A 17,607-nucleotide genomic window follows, 5' to 3' on the forward strand; every position below is an offset into this window, starting at 1 on the left:
GCGCCCACCTAGGCCACCCCGCGCGTCAACGCAGGTGACCCGGCGCGTCAGAGGCCGGTGCGGCTCGAACCGGTGCCGAACAGGCCCAGGAGGCTGTCGAGCACCGAGTCCTCGTCGTCGGACGGCGAGGGGTGCGGCGTCGGTCGCGGCGAGTGGGTCGGTCGCGGCTTCCCCGGCTTCGTGGGCGTCGCCGTCGGGTCGGTCGTGGGGGCCGGGGTGCGGGTGACCGACCTCGATGCCGCCGTCGAGCGCGACACGGTCGGCTCGGTCGTCGTGCTGCTGGGGCTCGCGGTCGGGGTCGGGGTCGCGGTGGGCGCCGCGGTCGAGCCGGGTGTTGCGGCCGCGTCGAGCGTCGAGCCGGCCCCGGCGGGCGAGCCGCTCGTCCCCGTCGTGCCGACGGTGCCCGTGGTGCCCGTGGCACCGGTGGGTCCCGTGGTGCCGGTGGGTCCCGTCGCGTCGGTCGGGCCCTGGGAGCCCCGCGGCGCGCCTCCGGCCTCGACCTGACCGGGTCGCGAGGACCCGTCGTCGACCGCCTGCTGGAGCTCGGCAGCCGTGCCCACCAGGACGAGGGCGGCACCGACCACGATGAGTCGGCGCGTCGTCGCGAGACCGTGGGAGCGGTCCCGACGTGTCATCGAGCGCATGAGAACCTCCTCTTCGTCGTTCGGACCAGACCTGACGGTCGGGCCACAAACGCCCGACACCTTACGGTGTCTGGGTGCCTGAGACCACTTCACCTTCGCTCCTGCTCGTCCTCGCGTCGGCCTCGCCGGCCCGTCTGGCCACCCTCCGCGCGGCTGGGATCGAGCCCCTCGTCCACGTGAGCGACGTCGACGAGGACGCCGCTCTGAACGCCGCCGAGGCCGTGCACGGACCCCTCGAACCGGCCGACGTCGCGCTCCTCCTGGCCCGCGCCAAGGCCGAGTCCGTGGCGAGGGCCCGCATCGACGGCGACGAGGTCGAGTCGCTCGTCCTGGGCTGCGACTCGGTGCTCGAGCTCGACGGCGAGGTGCACGGCAAGCCGGCCGACGCAGCTCAGGCGACCGACCGCTGGCGCCGCATGCGGGGCCGTTCGGGCGTCCTGCACACGGGGCACTGGGTGGTCGACGACCGCGACCCGGACGAGGGCGGCACCTCCGGCAGCCTCGGGGCGACCGCCTCGACGACGGTGCACTTCGCCGACCTCGACGACGAGGAGATCGCCGCCTATGTCGCGACCGGCGAGCCGATGCGGGTGGCCGGGGCGTTCACCCTCGACGGCCTCGGAGCGCCCTACGTCACGGCGATCGAGGGAGACCCGTCGAACGTCGTGGGGGTGTCGCTCCCGCTGCTGCGCGAGCTGCTGGGCGACCTCGGGGTCGCCTGGCGACACCTTCGTGCCAGTGGGACAACTAGTTGACAACATGGAAAGTACTTTCTAGCTTGAGTTCATGACCTCGACCCCGGACCGACCCTCCGCTCCCGCATCCGCGACCGGCCGCCCCACGAGCGCCGACGCCCGCGCCGCCCTGGCCCATGCCTCCGGCGCGAGGCTCGGCACCGACCGTGACCGCCGTGTCCACGCGCTCGCGATCGCCGGTTTCGGCGTGGCCATGGGGGTGTTCGTCGTGGCCTCCCGGGTGGCCGAGACCACGGGTGCGGGCACCGGCGTCCTCACCGCGCTCTACCTCGGCGCGCTCGTGGCCCTGGCGGGCTGGCAGAAGCGTGCCGCCGGCACCATCCCGCGCAACGGTCGCCTCATCGGCTACGTCGGCCTCGGGGCCACCCTCGCCCTGACCTGGGTGTCGATCATCTGGCTCAACGTCCGTCAGGGCGACGCGCGCCGGGCCGGCCTGCCCGACCAGGTCGACTCGTGGTGGGTCTATGCGTGCGCCGCCCTGCTCACGGCCCTGCCGATGCTCGTGGCCGGCCACCTCATCGACCGCCAGCGCCGGTGACCGCCGCCGGGGCACACGCCCGCCACCAGCTCGACGAGGCCATCCACGCCCCGGTGCGCTTCAGCATCGTGGCCGCGCTCGCCACGGTCGACGAGAGCGACTTCGCCACGCTCCGGGACGCGATCGAGGTGTCCGACTCCGTGCTGTCCAAGCAGTGCGCCGCGCTCGAGGCCGTGGGCTACGTCAAGGTCCGCAAGGGATACGTCGGCAAGCGTCCCCGCACCTGGCTCTCACTCACGGGACGGGGGCGGACGGCATACGCGAGGCATCTGTCCGCCCTGCGCGAGATCGCCGGGGGCTGAGCCACGACGCAGGGCTGCCGTGGCGCCCCCTCGCGCCACGGCACGCCTGCATCCGGGGTCAGCGCGCCGACGCGACGGCGGCCTGGGCGTCGACGACGCCGTAGCCGTAGAGCGGGCTGAACTGGCCGCGCAGGCCGAGCACCGGCGTGCGGGCGGTCGTGAGGATCGCCTTCTCGGTCTGGTCGACCGTGCGGCCCTGCGCGAGGAGCAGCGCGGCCACACCGGCCACGTGCGGCGTCGCCATCGAGGTGCCGGCGAACGCGTCGTAGCCGGCGACGCCACAGCCGCTCGTCGCCTCGGTCGGGACCGTCGACCACACGTCGTCGTCACACGCGCCGAAGGCGAAGCCACCGGGGGCCGAGACGACCTTGAGGTCGGGCTTGATCGGCAGCTCCGAGAACGCCGAGTGCAGCTCGTTCTTGTCGGTGGAGCCCACGCAGATGCCCGAGCTCGAGAACCCGGGGCTCGTGCAGGCGATGGTCGAGGTGTTGCCGGCCGCGATCACCGAGACCGCGCCCTTGGTGCGGGCGTAGTCGATCGCCTCCTCGACCTCTGGGTCGACACCGACGATCGAGAGCACCTGCGTGCCCGGGAGCGAGCCGAGCGAGAGGTTGATGACGTCGGCGCCGTGGTCGGCCGCCCAGCGGATGCCCCGCGCGATGTCGGCGGTGTTGCCGGAGCCGTCCTCGAGGACCTTGATCGGCATGATGCGGGCGTCCGGGGCCACGCCCGCGACGCCGGTCCCGTTGTCGGTGATCGCGGCGGCGATGCCGGAGACGTGCGTGCCGTGAGCGTCGGGCTCCTGGCCAACGCCGTCCACCCCCTTCCAGTTGCCGTCGCTGCAGACGGTCGCGCCGCCGGTGCACCCGACGAAGGTCGCGCCCGGGACGAGCTTGGCAGCGAGGTCGGGGTGGGTGAGGTCCACGCCGGTGTCGACGACGGCGATGGTCGCGCCCGCGCCTCGTGAGGTCGGCCACGCCTGCTCGGCACGGACCTGGGTGAGGCCCCACTGCTTGCCTCGCAGCGGGTCGTTGGTCGCGGCGCTGGCCGGTGTGGCGCTCGCGACGAGGGCGGTGAGTCCGAGGACGCCCGCCAGGGCGGTGGTGCGGCGGAGTGCGCGCATCAGGGGAACCTTTCGCTGGGTTCAGCCTCGACGGTGAGGCCTGACCCTTCGAGGTTACCCAGAGAAACCATTACGGTGCGACCGACGTGACCTGCGCAACGATCGTCAGACGGGAGGTATGCCGCGTCGCTTGGTCGCGAACGCACGGTCCCGGTGCGCGGCGTAGCGCAGCCGGTGGACGAGCTCGTCCCGCAGGTCCTCGGGCTCGACGACGTGGTCGATGACGAGGTCGGCGGCGAGTCGCTCGAGGTCCACGTCCTGCTCGTACTCGGCCCGGCGAGCGGCGACGAAGGCGTCGCGCGCCTCGACACCCTCGGCCGCCTCGACCTCGGCGATCTTGTTGGCGTAGACCGCGTTGACGGCGGCCTCGGGCCCCATGACGGCGATGCGCGCTGTCGGCAGCGCGATCGTGGCGTCGGGTCCGAACCCGGGTCCTCCCATGGCATAGAGCCCGGCGCCGTAGGCCTTGCGGACCACGACGCAGAACTGCGGCACCGTGGCCGACGACACCGCCGACACCATCTTGGCGCCGTGACGGATGATGCCGCCGCGCTCCACCTCGGAGCCGATCATGAAGCCGGGGACGTCGGCGAGGTAGATGAGCGGGATCGAGTAGGCGTCGCAGAGCCAGATGAACCGGGCGGCCTTGTCGGCGCTGTCGGTGAAGAGCACGCCGCCCTTGACCATCGAGTTGTTGGCGACGATGCCGACGGTCTCGCCGTCGATCCGGCCGAGGCCGATGACGAGCTCGGCCGCGAAGAGCGCCTTGATCTCGAAGAAGCTGTCGTCGTCGACGAGCCCGTCGATGACGTCGTGCACGTCGAACGGCTGGCTCTCGCGCTCGGGGACCGACGCCCTGGTGAGCGGCGCGGCCGGCGGCTCCACGGCATACGAGGGCAGGGGTGAGCGCCAGTTCTGCGGCATGTAGGAGAAGTAGAGCCTGGCGAGCTCGATGGCCTCGGTGTCGTCGGACGCGAGGATGTCGCCGACGCCCGAGACGGTGCAGTGCATCCGTGCGCCACCCATGTCCTCGAGCGAGACCTTCTCGCCGACGACCATCTCGGCCATGCGCGGGCTGCCGAGGTACATGGAGGCGTTGCCCTCGACCATGATGAGCAGGTCGGTGAAGCTCGGGATGTAGGCGCCACCCGCGGCCGACGGGCCGAAGAGGCAGCAGATCTGCGGGACCTTGCCCGAGAGCGCGACCTGGTTGTGGAAGATGCGGCCCGCACCGCGACGCCCCGGGAACATCTCGACCTGGTCGGTGATGCGCGCACCCGCGGAGTCGACGAACCAGAAGACCGGCAGCTCCTCGCGCAGCGCCATCTCGGTGGCTCGCACGATCTTCTCGACCGTGCGCGCGCCCCAGGACCCGGCCTTGACCGTCGGGTCGTTGGCGATGACGACCACCGGCCGGCCGTCGACGGTGCCGCGGCCCGTGACGACGCCATCGGCCGGGAGCCCGGTCGCGAGGGCGTTGGCGTAGCGGCCGTCCTCGACGAAGCTGCCCTCGTCGACGAGCAGCGCGATCCGGTCGCGGACATAGAGCTTGCCCTGCGAGGCGAGCTTGGCCGCGGCCTTCTCGGGAGCCGATGCCGACGCGACGCGCGCCGCCTCGAGGCGGGCGCGGACGTCGGCGACCCGAGGATCGCTGGACGGGGTCGAGGAGTCGCTCACCGGCATACCCTCACTCTTTCAGTCGGACGGACGATCGGGCGGTCGCGCGCTCAGGCGGTCGGCAGACCGAGGTGACGCGCGATGACCATCCGCTGCACCTCGCTCGTGCCCTCACCGATCTCGAGGATCTTGGCGTCGCGGTAGAAGCGGGCGACGGGGTACTCCTCCATGAAGCCGTTGCCGCCGAACACCTGGGTGGCGATGCGGGTCGCGGAGACCGCGGCCTCGCTCGTGTAGAGCTTGGCGATCGCGGCGGCCTTCTTGACCTCGGCGACCGAGCGGCGACCGGCGTCGTGCTCGTCCTTGAGCCACGCGGCCTTGTAGGTGAGTACGTGGCTCGTCTCGGCCATGACGGCGAGGTCGGCGAGCTGGAACGAGATGCCCTGGTTGACCGCGATCGGCTTGCCGAACGCGGTGCGGGAGGACGCGTATGCCGTGCTCTCGGCGAGCATCCGCTCGATGAGTCCCAGCGCGAGGGCGGAGATGGCGATGCGGCCGTCGTCGAGGGTCTTGAGGAACTGCTTGAAGCCACTCCCCTGCTCGCCGAGGAGGTTCGTCGCCGGGACGCGGGCGCCGGCGAAGCTGAGGCCGTGGGTGTCCGAGATGTGCCAGCCGAGCTTGTGGTAGGGCTCCTCGACGGTGAATCCCGGTGTGCCGGAGGGGATCATGATCGCACTGATCTCCGGGCGACCCTTGTCGTCGGTGCCCGTGCGCGCCGTCACCGTGACGACGGAGGTGATGTCGGTGCCGGAGTTCGTGATGAACGCCTTGGCGCCGTCGACGACCCACTCGTCGCCGTCACGGACGGCCTTGGTGCGGGTGGCGCCGGCGTCGGAGCCGGCGTCGGGCTCGGTGAGCCCGAAGCCGGCGAGGGCGCGACCGGCGACGAGGTCGGGCAGCCACTGCTGCTTCTGCTCGTCGGTGCCGTAGCTGAGGATCGGGTTGATGCCGAGGCCGACGCCGGCGCTCAGCGTGATGCCGATCGACTGGTCGACGCGGCCGAGCTCCTCGATGGCGACGCAGAGGCTCGTGAACGCGCCACCCTCGTCGGGGTCGAGGCTGCCGCCGAACTCCTCGGGGACGACGAGCCCGAACAGGCCGAGGTCGCCCATCTTGGGCACGAGGTCGGTCGGGAAGTGCGAGTCCCTGTCCCACTGGGCGACGTGCGGCTCGACCTCGCGCTCGGCGAAGTCGCGCACGACCTTGCGGAAGTCCTCGTGGTCCTGGCTGAGCTCGAACATCGGTGTCCTCTCGTGGCGGTCAGGTCTTGACGTTGACGTCAACGTAAAGCAATACTGCGGCCCGTGGCAACCCGGAGCGAGGCCCCCGAGGGCACCGAGCAGACCTGGACGATCCGTGAGGTCGCCGAGGAGTTCGACGTGACCCATCGCACGGTCCGTCACTACGAGGAGCTCGGCCTCATCTCCCCCGAGCGTCGTGGCACGACCCGCATCTACCACCGTCGCGACCGGACCCGCCTCGGGCTCATCCTGCGTGGCAAGCGCCTGGGCTTCCCGCTCGAGGAGATCCGCACGATCATCGACCTCTACGACGCCCCGCGGGGCCGGCGCAGCCAGCTCGAGTACGTCCTGGCCCAGATCGACGAGCGGCGTGCCGACCTCGAGCAGCGGCGCCGCGACCTGGACGACGCCTTGACCGAGCTCGGTCGCTTCGAGGACCGTTGTCGCGAGGACCTGTCGAAGATCCCGCGCTGAGCCCACCCACCCCGCAAGGAGACCCCCGCATGGACCGCTCGGACGAACCGTCCGCCTTCGCCTGGATCATGTCCGGCACGGTGACCGCCGTCGTCGCCGCAGGGTTGGGCAAGTTCCTGCTCGACCGGCGTCGGGCCCGTGCAGCGCTCGAGGCGAGCGACGCCCAAGCGGCCGCGGCGGACGACGACGCGCAGGCCGAGTCCGAGGGCCACCCGAGCTGAGCCGCGCGCTCCCCCGGGTCCGCGGTTTCGTGGGTGTCGCCACCGCCGCCCGCGACCCAGACTGGGCCGGTGCGGCAAGATCTGACGGGTGGGGACGACACCAGGGCGCGGGCGAGGCACCGTGAGCCGCTGGGCGGACTATGCGGGGCGGCTGCCGAGCACGGCTCGCGGCACCGACCACGCCGTGGCGCTGCTCACCATGGGCATCCGTTTGGGCACCCTCGTCCAGATGGTGCCCGGGCTCGTGCAGGGGGTCTCGATCTCGCCACGACCCGGCCTGTATGCCGTGTGCTGGGGTGCCGCTGCCGCCAGCAGCCTCGTCGTGAGCCTCGTGGTGTTCCGGCGAGGAGGCCCGCTGAGCCGCGGCGGGTTCACGCTCGACCTCTCGCTGGCGATCGCCCTCATGCTGCTGGGCTCGCTCACCGTGACCGACGCGTTCCTCGTCGGCTCGTGGATCGCACCCTTCCCCGCCCACCTTCTCGCCGTGCTCTGCACCGGTGCCGCGGTGCTCATGCCCCGATGGCAGTGGGTGTGCGGCGTGGTGGCGGCGTGCGCGGCGAGCTTCGTCTTCGCGGCGCCTGCGTGGGACTCCGACACCGCCACGACGATCGTCGCCAACGTCCTCACGCTCGTCGTCCTGTCGAGCGTCGGCCGGCTCACCCTGGGCTACTTCCGGCGGGTCGCGCAGGACGGCGACCTGGCCCGGGCAGAGGCCACGGAGCTCGGTCGACGCGAGGAGGAGCGGCGGGCCCAGCTCGCGATCCACAACGGGGCGGCGGTGATCCGGATGCTGAGTGACCCGACCATCGACGAGCAGACCCGGCGCTTCCTCCAGAAGGAGGCCCAGCTCGAGTCGGCGCGGATGCGGTCCTACCTCCAGGGCCGCGGCGCGACCCAGGTCGGCCCGGCGTCCGGTGCGCACGGCGTCGCGTTGCGCGACGTCGTGGGTGCGACCTGCGACCGCTTCCTCGACCTCCCGCTGCACCTCAACGTCGACCTCGCCGAGGGTGCCCACGTCGATGCGGGCCAGGCAGCAGCCCTCGACCAGGCCCTCGCCAGCCTGCTCCTCAACGTGCGCGACCACGCCGGTGCCGAGTCGGTCGTCGTGCACGCCGACGCGCCCCCGGCGGCCGACGGCGACGCCGAGACGTGGGTCGTCACGCTCCACGACGACGGCGTCGGCTTCGAGGTCAGTGCCGCCTCGATGGGCGTCGGGCTGCGACAGGTCGTCGTGGGCGAGATGCGCCGCCGCGGGATGGACGTGACCATCTCGTCGACCCCCGGGGTCGGCACCACCGTGACCCTCACCGGGCCGTGCCTGGCGATGTCCGACGAGGGGACCCGATGAGGACGGTCGCGGTCGTCGACGACGCCACCGTCATCCGCGAGTCGCTGCCGGCGCTCATGCCACGGCTGGCGTTCGCCGGTGGCTACTCGACCATCGAGGCGCTCCTGGCCGCCCGGCCCGTGGCCGACGCCCTCGTCCTCGACCTGCACCTGAGCAACGCCAGCCAGCCCGACGTCCGGCAGGGCGTCGCGGCGATCCGCGCCGCCGTGGCCGCGGGCTACCGGGTGTGCGTCTTCAGCCAGGAGGAGCGGCGGTTCGTCCTCGCGGCATGCCTCGCCGCCGGTGCGCGGGGTGTCGTCTCGAAGTCGGCGCCCACCGCTCGCGCCGAGGAGGTCATCACCGCCGTCGCCGAGGGTGAGGTCGTCGTGCCGCCGTCGGTCATCGGGCTCGTCGAGGTGCTCGTCCGGCGCAACAGCCTGACGATCCTGTCCGAGCGCCAGCGCCAGGTGCTCGCCGGGCGCGCACGCGGGCTCACCTACGCCGAAATGAGCACCCAGCTGCACCTGTCGGAGTCCACGCTGCGCGGCTACTGGGCCGAGGTGAGCCGCAGCGTCTCCGAGCACTTCCAGCGGGTCGTGCCCGCCGAGCTCGAGCACGCGCTCGGGTTGGGCCCGGGCGACCTGCTCGAGTACTGGCCGACGCCCGTCGGGGTCACCGGAACGGGCGCCGCGGGCGCACCAGTCGCCTCCGGTGCAGCGGTGGCCCCGGCTCCCGCGGTGGCCGAACGCCGGGCCGAACCGTGGTGGCGACTGCGCCCGACTCGGTGAGCGGACGGCATACGGGCTCTCAGGCGTGCTCGGCGAGGAACGCGTCGATCTCGTCAGCCGTCGGGGCCGTCGCAGGACCGCGACGCGTCACCTTGATCGCTCCCCCGGCGTTGGCGCGCCGTGCTGCCTCGACCCAGCCGGTGCCGGCGGCCCGGCAGGCCACGAGCACGCCGGTGTGGGTGTCGCCGGCGCCGTTGGTGTCGACCGGCTTCTGCGGGTAGCCGTCGAGGTCCGTGGTCTCACCCTCGGCGTGCACGGCACATCCCTCCGGACCGTCACGCACGATGGCGACGGCTCCGTCGGGCAGGTGCTCGACGCAGAGGGCCGCGGCCACGACGATGTCGGTCTCGCCGGTGAGCGCCTCGCTCTCCTCGGCGTTGCCGGTCCACACCGTCGTCAGCGCGAGCATCCGGTGGCGGATGTCGTCCTCGAGCTCGGCGAAGATCGCCCCGGGGTCCAGCACCACCTCGACACCGGCCGGGAGCCCAGCAAGCCACTGCAGCAACGGATCTCGCGTCGTCCCGGTGAGGCTGTAGCCACTCACGCAGACGAGGTCACCCGCCTCGGGCCGCGACGTCTGGAGCGACTCGACACTGATGACGCGCTCGGCTGCCTGGGTCGTGACGAAGGTGCGCTCGGCGGTCGGTTCGAGCATGACGACGCAGATGCCGGTGTCGAGGTCGGGGACGACCGGGCTTGAGACGGAGACACCCTCCCCGGCCAGCGCCGCCCTCACGAGGTCACCGTGCGGCCCCGTGCCGGTCGCGCCGGCGTGGACGCACTCCGCCCCCTGACGCGCGGCGGCGAGGAGGATGTTGACCGCGCCCCCGGCGTACTCGTTCGGCGGGGGCGCCATGACGTTGCCACCACGACGCGGCAGCGACGGCACGTCCACGACGACGTCGACCAGTGCCTGAGCGGTGTGGATCACCCGGGGAGACATGGACCGCAGCGTATGCCGTGCGGGCCCGGCTGCGAGGATGTCGACGTGAGCACACCGGCACCCCAGGCCCCCGCGACGCCCCGCTTCGACTCGATCGACGACGCCCGCGACCGGCTGGGCGAGACCGGCTACCTCGCGTCCGACGCCATCGCGACGACGACGTTCCTCGCCGACCGGCTGGGCAAGCCGCTGCTGGTCGAGGGCCCGGCCGGGGTCGGCAAGACCGAGCTGGCCAAGGCGGTCGCGGCTGCCACCGGCGCGAGGCTCATCCGGCTCCAGTGCTACGAGGGTGTCGACGAGTCGCGCGCGCTCTACGAGTGGAACCACGCCAAGCAGCTGCTCCGCATCACCGCCGAGCGTGACTCGGCCGACGGCTGGGACGCGTTGCGCGACAACATCTTCAGCGACGAGTTCCTGCTCCCCCGACCTCTGCTGGCGGCGATCCGGAGCGAGGAGCCCGTGGTGCTGCTCGTCGACGAGCTCGACAAGGCCGACGTCGAGATCGAGGGCCTGCTGCTCGAGATCCTCGGTGACTTCCAGGTCACCGTCCCCGAGCTCGGGACGATCCACGCGACCCACCGCCCGTTCGTCGTCCTCACCTCCAACGCGACGCGCGAGCTCTCCGAGGCGCTGCGCCGCCGCTGCCTCTTCCTCCACATCGACTACCCGAGCGCCGAGCTCGAGCAACGCATCGTCACGCTGCGCGCGCCGGGTCTCGACGACGCCCTCGTCGCCTCCGTGGTGCGTCTCGTCCAACGGCTGCGCGAGCTGCGGCTGCGCAAGGCGCCGTCGGTCGCCGAGACCGTCGACTGGGCGCGCACCCTCATCGCCCTCGGCGCCACGCAGGACGGCGACCTCAGCGCCGAGCTCGTCCGCGACAACCTCGGCGTCCTGCTCAAGCACCAGGACGACATCGAGCGCGCCGCCGTCGCCCTCGACCTGCCCGCGACCTGACGGCCGGCCGACGACACGCCATGTCCACCGCACTCGACTCCCGGCTCGTCGGCTTCGCCCGCGCCCTGCGCGGCCACGGGGTCGTCGTCGGGACGAGCGAGGTCGTCGACGCCGGCGCGGCCGCCCACGTCCTCGGGCTCGAGGACCGCGAGCGCCTGCGCGAGGGGCTCGCCGCCGCGCTGCTGCGCCGGGCAGGGCAGCGACAGGTCTTCGACGACCTCTACGACGTGTGGTTCCCCGCGGCGCTGGGTGACCGGGACGGCGTCCTGTCGGAGGCTCCCCCGGCGACGGTGCAGGACCGCCGCACCCGCGCCGCCGAGCTGCGCGACGACCTCGCGCGCGCCCTCGCCGCCGGTGACGAGCGGGCGCTCGACGAGCTCGCCGCCCGGGTCGTCGCCGAGCTGGGGGCCCTCGCCAACGCGGCGACCACCGGCTCCTGGTCGGCGCAGCAGGCGCTCGACAGCCTCGCTCCCCAGACGGCGATCGCCGGTGCCCTCGCCCGGATGCAGGACGCCGACGAGGACGCACCCGGCGGATCCGGTGACGGCAGCGGCGGGTCCGGCGGCGCCGGTTCGGGTGTGAGCGGCCCGGCGAGCGGCGCCTCCTTCGCCTCCCGGTTCACCCGTGACGAGCTCCGCTCCGAGGTCGCGGCGTTCCGTCGTCGGGTCGAGACCGAGACCCGTCGTCGCAACGCCGAGGCCCGCGGTGCCGACCGGATCAGCCGCTATGCCGTCCGCGCACCCGCCGAGCAGACGCCCTTCCTCCTCGCCGGGCCGGCCGAGCTCGACGAGCTGCGGGGAGCCATCCAGCCGCTCTCCCGCAAGCTGGCGACGCGGCTGGCCGCCCGGCGACGACGCGCGTCGCGCGGCTCGATCGACATCAGGCGCACGCTGCGACGCTCACTCAGCACGGGCGGCATACCGATCCGTCCTGCTCTCCAGCACGCGAGCCCGCACCGGCCGGACCTCGTCATCCTCTGCGACCTGTCGTCCTCGGTCGCCGGCTTCTCGCGGTTCACGATCCTGCTCGTGCAGGCCCTCGCCACCCAGTTCCGCCGGGTCCGCATCCTCGGCTTCGTCAACCGGGTCGACGACCTCACCGACGACGTCATCGGGGCGGCACCCGGCAGCGACCTCAGCCATGCCTTCGACGACCTGTCGCGGATGACCCGCTGGCACCGCAACAGCGACTACGGCGCCGTCTTCGCCGACGTCGTCGAGCACCATCTCGACGCGATCAGCCACCGCTCGGCCGTGCTCATCCTCGGCGACGCCCGCTCCAACCACACCGACCCGCAGTTCGACATGCTCCGCGAGATCGCCGGCCGCGCCCGCCACGTCTCCTGGCTCAACCCCGAACCGGCCCGCATGTGGGGCAGCGGCGACTCGGTGGCGCTGCGCTACAGCGAGATCGTCGACATGCACGAGTGCCGCAACGTCGCCCAGCTCAGGGAGTTCGTGAGCCGCCTCCTCCCCGTCTGACCCGGGGTTCGTTTCCCGCCGTCCCCGCAAAAGGGGCCCCGAGCAAGGGGACTGTTCCCTTGCTCGGGGCCTCATTCCCGCCGTCCCCGGAGAAGGGTCCCCGAGGTGGCGGTGAGGTCAGCCGTTGAACTCGTCGGGGTTCGGGCCGGTGCGGAAGCCGCGGTCGAGCCCGGCGATCTGCGCCATGTCGTCCTCGGTCAGCGTGATCTCGGCGGCGGCGAAGTTCTCGGCGATGCGCGACGGGGTCACCGACTTGGGCAGGACCACGAAGCCGCGGGCGATGTGCCAGGCGATGACGACCTGGGCCGGGGTGGCGTCGAGGCGCTGGGCGATCCCACCGATGACCGGGTCGTCGAGCACCTGCTTGCCGGACGCGAGCGGGCTCCACGACTCGGTGACGATGCCGTGGGTGGCGTTGAACTCCGCCACCTCGCGCTGCTGGAGGTAGGGGTGCAGCTCGACCTGGTTGATCGCCGGCCACTCGCCGGTCTCGTCGAAGAGCCGCTGCAGGTGCTCGACGTGGAAGTTGCAGACACCCACGGCGCGCACCCGTCCGGCGTCGCGCAGGGCCTGGAGCGCCTTCCACGCGTCGACGTAGCGGTCCTGCTGCGGGAACGGCCAGTGCAGCAGGAACAGGTCGAGGGTGTCGAGGCCGAGACGGTCCATCGAGGCGGTGAACGACTCGACGGTCTGCTGCGCGCCGAACTCGCTCGGCCACACCTTGGTCGTCACGAAGATCTCGTCGCGCGGCACGTCGGTCGCCGCGAGCGCCCGGCCGACGCCGGACTCGTTGTTGTAGAGCTTGGCCGTGTCGAAGTGGCGGTAGCCGGTCTCGAGCGCGGCCAGCACGGCGGCGTCGACCTCGTCGTCGGGGACCTGCCAGACGCCGAACCCGACCTGCGGGATGGTGACCTTCTGCGGACCGGACGTCAGGGTGATGTCGTTGATGGGCATGCGTCCACCGTATGCCGGGTGCCCACCTCCCGTGGGCCCCCGCCACCCCCAGCGTCTGCGGATCCGGTCGCTAGAACCGCCGACGACGCAGACGCAAGGAGGCGGCGGGTCTGGGGCTGGGCGAGGACGACGCTGCCGAGGACGAGCGTCAGGCCGAGCAGGTGGACGGGCCCGAAGGGCTCCCCGAGGAGGACGACGCCGAGGACGGTGCCCGAGACCGGGTTGAGCAGGCCGATGACGGCGACGGCCCCGGCGCTCATCGACGCGAGCCCCTTGAACCACGCGACGTAGGCGACGCCCGAGCCGATGATGCCGAGGTAGACCAGTGCGAGCCACCCGGAGAGCGGCAGTGCGGGCGGCGGGCCCTCGAGGAGGAGCGCGAAGGGCAGGAGCACGAGCCCGCCCGCGACGAGCTGCCACGTGGTAACGACGAGGACGCGCTCGTCGACGGTCCAGCGCTTGGTGAGGACGAACCCGGCGCTGGCGGACGTCACCGCGCCCACGGAGGCGAGCAGCCCGACGAGATCGACGTGACCGCCCCCGTCGCCCTCGAGGACGAGCAGGAGGACGCCGAGGGCACCCACGACCGAGGCGACGACGGTGGCCGTCGTGGCTCGTTCCCGCAGGATCGCCCACGCCAGTCCCATGGTGACCATCGGTGCGATGGCGGTCATCGTCGCTCCGAGCCCGCTCGGCAGGCGGGTCGCCGCGACGAAGAGCAGGGCGACGAACAGCCCCATCGTCAGCGTGCCGAGGACCACCGAGCGCCACCACCACGACCCGCGTGGCAGGCGCCGGTGCCAGAGCAGGAGCAGCAGCCCGACGGGCAGGATCCGCATGACCCCGGCGAAGAGCGGGCGGTCGGCCGGGAGGAAGAGGTGCGTCACGGCATACGTCGATCCCCAGACGACCGGGGCGATCGCGGTGACGGCGACGAGCGCCAGCCCACCGAGACTCTTCCCAGAGATAGTTTCCACGGAAGAGATAATACCTTCCGAGGAAGGTATTATCTAGCCCATGCCCGACCAGCCCCCCGCCGACCGCGCCGAGCAGATCGTCGAGCAGTGGCGCAGCGAGCGTCCCGACCTCGATCCCACGCCGTTCCTCGTCATCGGCCGGCTGCACCGCGTCGCCGCGGCGCTGACCGCCGAGCTCGTACGCGTCTACAACGAGTACGGCCTGGGCGAGGGCGAGTTCGACGTGCTCGCCACCCTGCGCCGACAGGGTGGCGACTTCGCCCTCACCCCGTCGGACCTGTCCGAGCAGACCGTGGTCACGAGCGGCGCCGTGACCAAGCGGGTCGACCGCCTCGTCACCCTGGGCCTCGTCGAACGCCGCCCGAGCGGGACCGACGGCCGCTCCCGGCTCGTCGCCCTCACCCCCAAGGGCCGCGAGCTCATCGACCGCGCATTCACCGCCCACATGGCCAACGAGGCCCGCCTCCTCGAGGTCCTCTCCCCCGCCGAACGCGCTGGTCTCGAGCGTGGCCTGCTCGCCCTCGCCCGCTCCCTCGACGTCTGACCCCGGGCGGCGTGCGGGTGTGACCGACCCCGCGAGACCTTCGAAAGCGACTCCCGCGCCGACCCACTACAGTCCCGGTCATGGCCATCAGCAAAGTCCTCATCGCCAACCGTGGCGAGATCGCCGTCCGTATCGCCCGCGCCTGCAAGGACTCCGGCATCGGCTCCGTCGCCGTCTACGCCGAGCCCGACCGGGACGCGCTGCACGTCAAGGTGGCCGACGAGGCCTACGCGCTGGGTGGCACGACCCCGGCCGACTCCTACCTCCTCCAGGACAAGCTGATCGAGGTCGCCAAGGAGGCCGGTGCCGACGCCGTCCACCCCGGCTACGGCTTCCTCGCCGAGAACGCCGACTTCGCCCAGGCCGTCATCGACGCCGGGCTCACCTGGATCGGCCCCTCCCCCGAGGCGATCGACGCCCTCGGCGACAAGGCCAAGGCCAAGCACATCGCCGTCAAGGCGGACGCACCGCTGGCCCCAGGCACCAAGGACCCGGTCAAGGACGCCGACGAGGTCGTCGAGCTCGCCAAGGAGTTTGGGCTGCCCATCGCGATCAAGGCGGTCTACGGCGGTGGCGGTCGCGGCCTCAAGGTCGCCCACACCCTCGAGGAGATCCCCGAGCTCTACGAGTCCGCCGTCCGCGAGGCCGTGACGGCGTTCGGTCGCGGCGAGTGCCTCGTCGAGAAGTTCCTCGACAAGCCCCGCCACGTCGAGACCCAGTGCCTCGCCGACCAGCACGGCAACGTCGTCGTCGTGTCGACCCGTGACTGCTCGCTCCAGCGCCGCAACCAGAAGCTCGTCGAGGAGGCGCCCGCGCCGTTCCTCACCGACGAGCAGAACGCCGAGCTCGTGCGCGCCTCCAAGGCGATCCTGCGCGAGGCGGGCTACGTCGGCGCCGGCACCTGCGAGTACCTCGTCGCCAAGGACGGCACCATCAGCTTCCTCGAGGTCAACACCCGCCTCCAGGTCGAGCACCCCGTGACCGAGGAGGTCACCGGCATCGACCTCGTGCGCGAGCAGTTCCGCATCGCCAACGGCGAGGAGCTCGGCTTCGACGACCCGGCCCCGCGTGCCCACTCGTTCGAGTTCCGCATCAACGGCGAGGACGCCGGCCGCAACTTCATGCCCGCGCCGGGCACGGTCTCGCGCATGGTCGTCCCCCACGGCCCCGGCGTGCGCTGGGACGCAGGCATCGTCGAGGGCGACACCGTGGCAGGGGCGTTCGACTCGATGATCGCCAAGCTCATCGTCACCGGCCGCACCCGTCACGAGGCGCTCGAGCGCTCGCGTCGCGCGCTCGGCGAGCTCGAGGTCGACGGCATGCCGACCGTCCTGCCGTTCCACCGCGCGGTCGTCGCCGACCCGGCCTTCGCGCCCGAGGGCGACACCCCCTTCACGGTCCACACGCGCTGGATCGAGACCGAGTTCGACAACCAGATCGCGCCCTTCGCCGGCGACACCGCCGCTGAGGGCGAGGAGCAGGGCGAGCGTCAGCGCGTCACCGTCGAGGTCGGCGGGCGCCGCCTCGAGGTCGTCCTGCCCGCGGGCCTGTCGCTCGGTGGTGGCGGTGGTGCCGCGGCCAAGAAGAAGGCGCCCAAGCGCTCGGGTGGCAGCAAGGCGGGCGCGGCCGCGTCCGGGGACTCCCTCGCCGCGCCCATGCAGGGCACCATCGTCAAGATCAACGTCGAGGACGGCGCCGAGGTGGCCGAGGGCGACCTCATCGTCGTGCTCGAGGCGATGAAGATGGAGCAGCCGATCACCGCCCACAAGGCCGGCACCGTCAGCGGGCTCTCCGCCGAGGTCGGCGCCACCGTGACCAACGGCCAGGTCCTCTGCGAGATCAAGGACGCCTGACCCGCGCCACCGCGCGCACCGCACGAACCGACGCGGCGCCGGCCCTCGCTCACCGAGCGGGACCGGCGCCGCGTCGCTACGTTCGAGGGATGCGAACCTCCTCGAGCACCCTTCGACGCACCCTGGCCACGGCGACCGCAGCGGGCGCCCTCCTCGCGCTCACCGCGATCCCGGGCGGGACGGCATACGCGAGCCAGGAGCGCGGCAAGCAGCCCGCGACCTGCGAGTTCCGGCCCACCCCCGACCGCCCCGCCGCACGCCCGGTCTCGATCCCGAAGGCGAAACAGAAGTCGCACGGGACCGTCGACGTGCGCATCACGACGAACTACGGGCCGATGGTCTTCCGGCTCGACCGCGAGCTGGCACCGTGCGCGGTCGGCAGCCTGGCCCACCTCGCCAAGGCCGACTTCTACGACATGAGCCAGTGCTTCCGGCTCACCGACACCGCGCGGCTCGGCGTGCTCCAGTGCGGCGACATCTACCGGCAGGAGGAGGGCGGCCCCGGCTACGAGTTCGACGACGAGGTGAACCCGTCCCTGACCTACCCGCGCGGCACGATCGCCATGGGCAACCAGGGTCCGGGGACCAACGGAAGCGAGTTCTTCGTCGTCCACAGCTTCGCCAACATCTCCCCCAACTACACCGTCATGGGGCACCTCGTGAGCGGCTACGACGCGCTCGACGCCATCGTCGCCGCCGGTATCGCCGACCCCGACCGGGACGGCCCGCCCGCGTCGCCGGTCTGGATCTCGGACGTGCGCGTCGTCGGCCAGCGCGGCTGAGCGACCCTCCCGCACAACGCGAACGCCCC

At 72.3% G+C, this 17,607-nt stretch carries 19 protein-coding genes; 12 read left to right on the plus strand and 7 right to left on the minus strand.

What is annotated here, in order from left to right; genetic code table 11:
* Positions 1 to 47: 47 nt before the first annotated feature.
* Positions 48 to 644, minus strand: coding sequence for a hypothetical protein (locus tag KLO01_RS17020; RefSeq protein WP_186827881.1), 597 nt, complete (start codon positions 642 to 644; stop codon positions 48 to 50).
* A 74-nt stretch (positions 645 to 718) separates the two neighbouring features.
* Here KLO01_RS17020 and KLO01_RS01950 point away from each other — a divergent pair, with 74 nt between their 5' ends.
* From KLO01_RS01950 to KLO01_RS01960, 3 genes are read left to right on the plus strand one after another with little or no spacing between them, the layout of a single operon-like run.
* Positions 719 to 1,399, plus strand: coding sequence for a Maf family protein (locus tag KLO01_RS01950; RefSeq protein ID WP_147061872.1), 681 nt, complete (start codon positions 719 to 721; stop codon positions 1,397 to 1,399).
* 31 nt (positions 1,400 to 1,430) lie between these two features.
* Entirely contained in the window at positions 1,431 to 1,937 is a 507-nt protein-coding gene (locus KLO01_RS01955; RefSeq protein ID WP_147061873.1) for a hypothetical protein, read from the plus strand.
* Positions 1,934 to 2,239 (plus strand): winged helix-turn-helix domain-containing protein, encoded by a 306-nt coding sequence (locus KLO01_RS01960; RefSeq protein WP_147061874.1) that lies wholly within the window; start codon positions 1,934 to 1,936, stop codon positions 2,237 to 2,239. Before KLO01_RS01955 ends, KLO01_RS01960 begins: the two co-directional genes overlap by 4 nt.
* A gap of 58 nt (positions 2,240 to 2,297) precedes the next feature.
* Here the strand turns inward: KLO01_RS01960 and KLO01_RS01965 are convergent, their stop codons facing one another.
* The 3 genes from KLO01_RS01965 to KLO01_RS01975 all read right to left on the minus strand — a co-directional run bounded on the left by KLO01_RS01965 (position 2,298) and on the right by KLO01_RS01975 (position 6,280).
* Complete coding sequence (locus KLO01_RS01965) at positions 2,298 to 3,362, minus strand: S8 family serine peptidase (protein WP_147061875.1); 1,065 nt, start codon at positions 3,360 to 3,362, stop codon at positions 2,298 to 2,300.
* A gap of 105 nt (positions 3,363 to 3,467) precedes the next feature.
* Positions 3,468 to 5,045, minus strand: coding sequence for an acyl-CoA carboxylase subunit beta (locus tag KLO01_RS01970; protein WP_147061876.1), 1,578 nt, complete (start codon positions 5,043 to 5,045; stop codon positions 3,468 to 3,470).
* Positions 5,046 to 5,089: 44 nt separating this feature from the next.
* The gene (locus tag KLO01_RS01975) at positions 5,090 to 6,280 is read right to left on the minus strand and encodes an acyl-CoA dehydrogenase family protein (protein WP_147061877.1); all 1,191 of its coding nucleotides are present in this window, start codon (positions 6,278 to 6,280) and stop codon (positions 5,090 to 5,092) included.
* A gap of 63 nt (positions 6,281 to 6,343) precedes the next feature.
* Here KLO01_RS01975 and KLO01_RS01980 point away from each other — a divergent pair, with 63 nt between their 5' ends.
* The 4 genes from KLO01_RS01980 to KLO01_RS01995 all read left to right on the plus strand — a co-directional run bounded on the left by KLO01_RS01980 (position 6,344) and on the right by KLO01_RS01995 (position 9,090).
* Entirely contained in the window at positions 6,344 to 6,754 is a 411-nt protein-coding gene (locus KLO01_RS01980) for a MerR family transcriptional regulator (RefSeq protein ID WP_147061878.1), read from the plus strand.
* 29 nt (positions 6,755 to 6,783) lie between these two features.
* Positions 6,784 to 6,975, plus strand: coding sequence for a hypothetical protein (locus tag KLO01_RS01985; RefSeq protein WP_147061879.1), 192 nt, complete (start codon positions 6,784 to 6,786; stop codon positions 6,973 to 6,975).
* 121 nt (positions 6,976 to 7,096) lie between these two features.
* Positions 7,097 to 8,323 carry an ATP-binding protein gene (locus tag KLO01_RS01990; RefSeq protein ID WP_147061880.1) on the plus strand — a complete coding sequence of 409 codons (1,227 nt, stop codon included), beginning with the start codon at positions 7,097 to 7,099 and terminating at the stop codon, positions 8,321 to 8,323.
* Positions 8,320 to 9,090, plus strand: coding sequence for a LuxR C-terminal-related transcriptional regulator (locus tag KLO01_RS01995; protein WP_147061881.1), 771 nt, complete (start codon positions 8,320 to 8,322; stop codon positions 9,088 to 9,090). Before KLO01_RS01990 ends, KLO01_RS01995 begins: the two co-directional genes overlap by 4 nt.
* 19 nt (positions 9,091 to 9,109) lie before the next feature.
* Here KLO01_RS01995 and KLO01_RS02000 read toward each other — a convergent pair whose 3' ends face one another.
* On the minus strand, positions 9,110 to 10,033 hold the full coding sequence (locus KLO01_RS02000) for a PfkB family carbohydrate kinase (protein WP_186827882.1): 924 nt from the start codon (positions 10,031 to 10,033) through the stop codon (positions 9,110 to 9,112).
* 45 nt (positions 10,034 to 10,078) lie between these two features.
* Here KLO01_RS02000 and KLO01_RS02005 point away from each other — a divergent pair, with 45 nt between their 5' ends.
* Complete coding sequence (locus KLO01_RS02005) at positions 10,079 to 10,987, plus strand: AAA family ATPase (protein ID WP_147061882.1); 909 nt, start codon at positions 10,079 to 10,081, stop codon at positions 10,985 to 10,987.
* A 20-nt stretch (positions 10,988 to 11,007) separates the two neighbouring features.
* Positions 11,008 to 12,468 (plus strand): VWA domain-containing protein, encoded by a 1,461-nt coding sequence (locus tag KLO01_RS02010; protein WP_147061883.1) that lies wholly within the window; start codon positions 11,008 to 11,010, stop codon positions 12,466 to 12,468.
* Between the two features lie 117 nt (positions 12,469 to 12,585).
* Here the strand turns inward: KLO01_RS02010 and KLO01_RS02015 are convergent, their stop codons facing one another.
* Together KLO01_RS02015 and KLO01_RS02020 are read right to left on the minus strand one after the other, a co-directional pair.
* Positions 12,586 to 13,422 (minus strand): aldo/keto reductase, encoded by an 837-nt coding sequence (locus KLO01_RS02015; protein ID WP_147061884.1) that lies wholly within the window; start codon positions 13,420 to 13,422, stop codon positions 12,586 to 12,588.
* Positions 13,398 to 14,399: an EamA family transporter gene (locus KLO01_RS02020; RefSeq protein ID WP_246136011.1), complete on the minus strand. Its 1,002-nt coding sequence runs from the start codon at positions 14,397 to 14,399 to the stop codon at positions 13,398 to 13,400. The genes KLO01_RS02015 and KLO01_RS02020 overlap by 25 nt, the downstream gene beginning before the upstream one ends.
* A 40-nt stretch (positions 14,400 to 14,439) precedes the next feature.
* Between KLO01_RS02020 and KLO01_RS02025 the strand changes: the two genes are divergently transcribed.
* The 3 genes from KLO01_RS02025 to KLO01_RS02035 all read left to right on the plus strand — a co-directional run bounded on the left by KLO01_RS02025 (position 14,440) and on the right by KLO01_RS02035 (position 17,578).
* Complete coding sequence (locus KLO01_RS02025; RefSeq protein WP_147061885.1) at positions 14,440 to 14,943, plus strand: MarR family winged helix-turn-helix transcriptional regulator; 504 nt, start codon at positions 14,440 to 14,442, stop codon at positions 14,941 to 14,943.
* 80 nt (positions 14,944 to 15,023) lie between these two features.
* Positions 15,024 to 16,796, plus strand: coding sequence for an acetyl/propionyl/methylcrotonyl-CoA carboxylase subunit alpha (locus KLO01_RS02030; RefSeq protein ID WP_147061886.1), 1,773 nt, complete (start codon positions 15,024 to 15,026; stop codon positions 16,794 to 16,796).
* An 89-nt stretch (positions 16,797 to 16,885) separates the two neighbouring features.
* A complete protein-coding gene (locus KLO01_RS02035) occupies positions 16,886 to 17,578 on the plus strand; it encodes a peptidylprolyl isomerase (protein ID WP_147061887.1) in 693 nt (230 codons plus the stop codon).
* Positions 17,579 to 17,607: the final 29 nt, after the last annotated feature.

This window comes from Knoellia locipacati (assembly GCF_007992835.1).
GTDB lineage: Bacteria > Actinomycetota > Actinomycetes > Actinomycetales > Dermatophilaceae > Knoellia > Knoellia locipacati.

Excerpts from the sequence above, each read along its gene's own strand:
- KLO01_RS17020 (WP_186827881.1), bottom strand. The coding sequence starts at position 644 with ATGCGCTCGATGACACGTCGGGACCGCTCCCACGGTCTCGCGACGACG.
- KLO01_RS01955 (WP_147061873.1), top strand. The coding sequence starts at position 1,431 with ATGACCTCGACCCCGGACCGACCCTCCGCTCCCGCATCCGCGACCGGC.
- KLO01_RS01965 (WP_147061875.1), bottom strand. The coding sequence starts at position 3,362 with ATGCGCGCACTCCGCCGCACCACCGCCCTGGCGGGCGTCCTCGGACTC.
- KLO01_RS01970 (WP_147061876.1), bottom strand. The coding sequence starts at position 5,045 with ATGCCGGTGAGCGACTCCTCGACCCCGTCCAGCGATCCTCGGGTCGCC.
- KLO01_RS01975 (WP_147061877.1), bottom strand. The coding sequence starts at position 6,280 with ATGTTCGAGCTCAGCCAGGACCACGAGGACTTCCGCAAGGTCGTGCGC.
- KLO01_RS01985 (WP_147061879.1), top strand. The coding sequence starts at position 6,784 with ATGGACCGCTCGGACGAACCGTCCGCCTTCGCCTGGATCATGTCCGGC.
- KLO01_RS01995 (WP_147061881.1), top strand. The coding sequence starts at position 8,320 with ATGAGGACGGTCGCGGTCGTCGACGACGCCACCGTCATCCGCGAGTCG.
- KLO01_RS02000 (WP_186827882.1), bottom strand. The coding sequence starts at position 10,033 with ATGTCTCCCCGGGTGATCCACACCGCTCAGGCACTGGTCGACGTCGTC.
- KLO01_RS02010 (WP_147061883.1), top strand. The coding sequence starts at position 11,008 with ATGTCCACCGCACTCGACTCCCGGCTCGTCGGCTTCGCCCGCGCCCTG.
- KLO01_RS02015 (WP_147061884.1), bottom strand. The coding sequence starts at position 13,422 with ATGCCCATCAACGACATCACCCTGACGTCCGGTCCGCAGAAGGTCACC.
- KLO01_RS02025 (WP_147061885.1), top strand. The coding sequence starts at position 14,440 with ATGCCCGACCAGCCCCCCGCCGACCGCGCCGAGCAGATCGTCGAGCAG.
- KLO01_RS02030 (WP_147061886.1), top strand. The coding sequence starts at position 15,024 with ATGGCCATCAGCAAAGTCCTCATCGCCAACCGTGGCGAGATCGCCGTC.
- KLO01_RS02035 (WP_147061887.1), top strand. The coding sequence starts at position 16,886 with ATGCGAACCTCCTCGAGCACCCTTCGACGCACCCTGGCCACGGCGACC.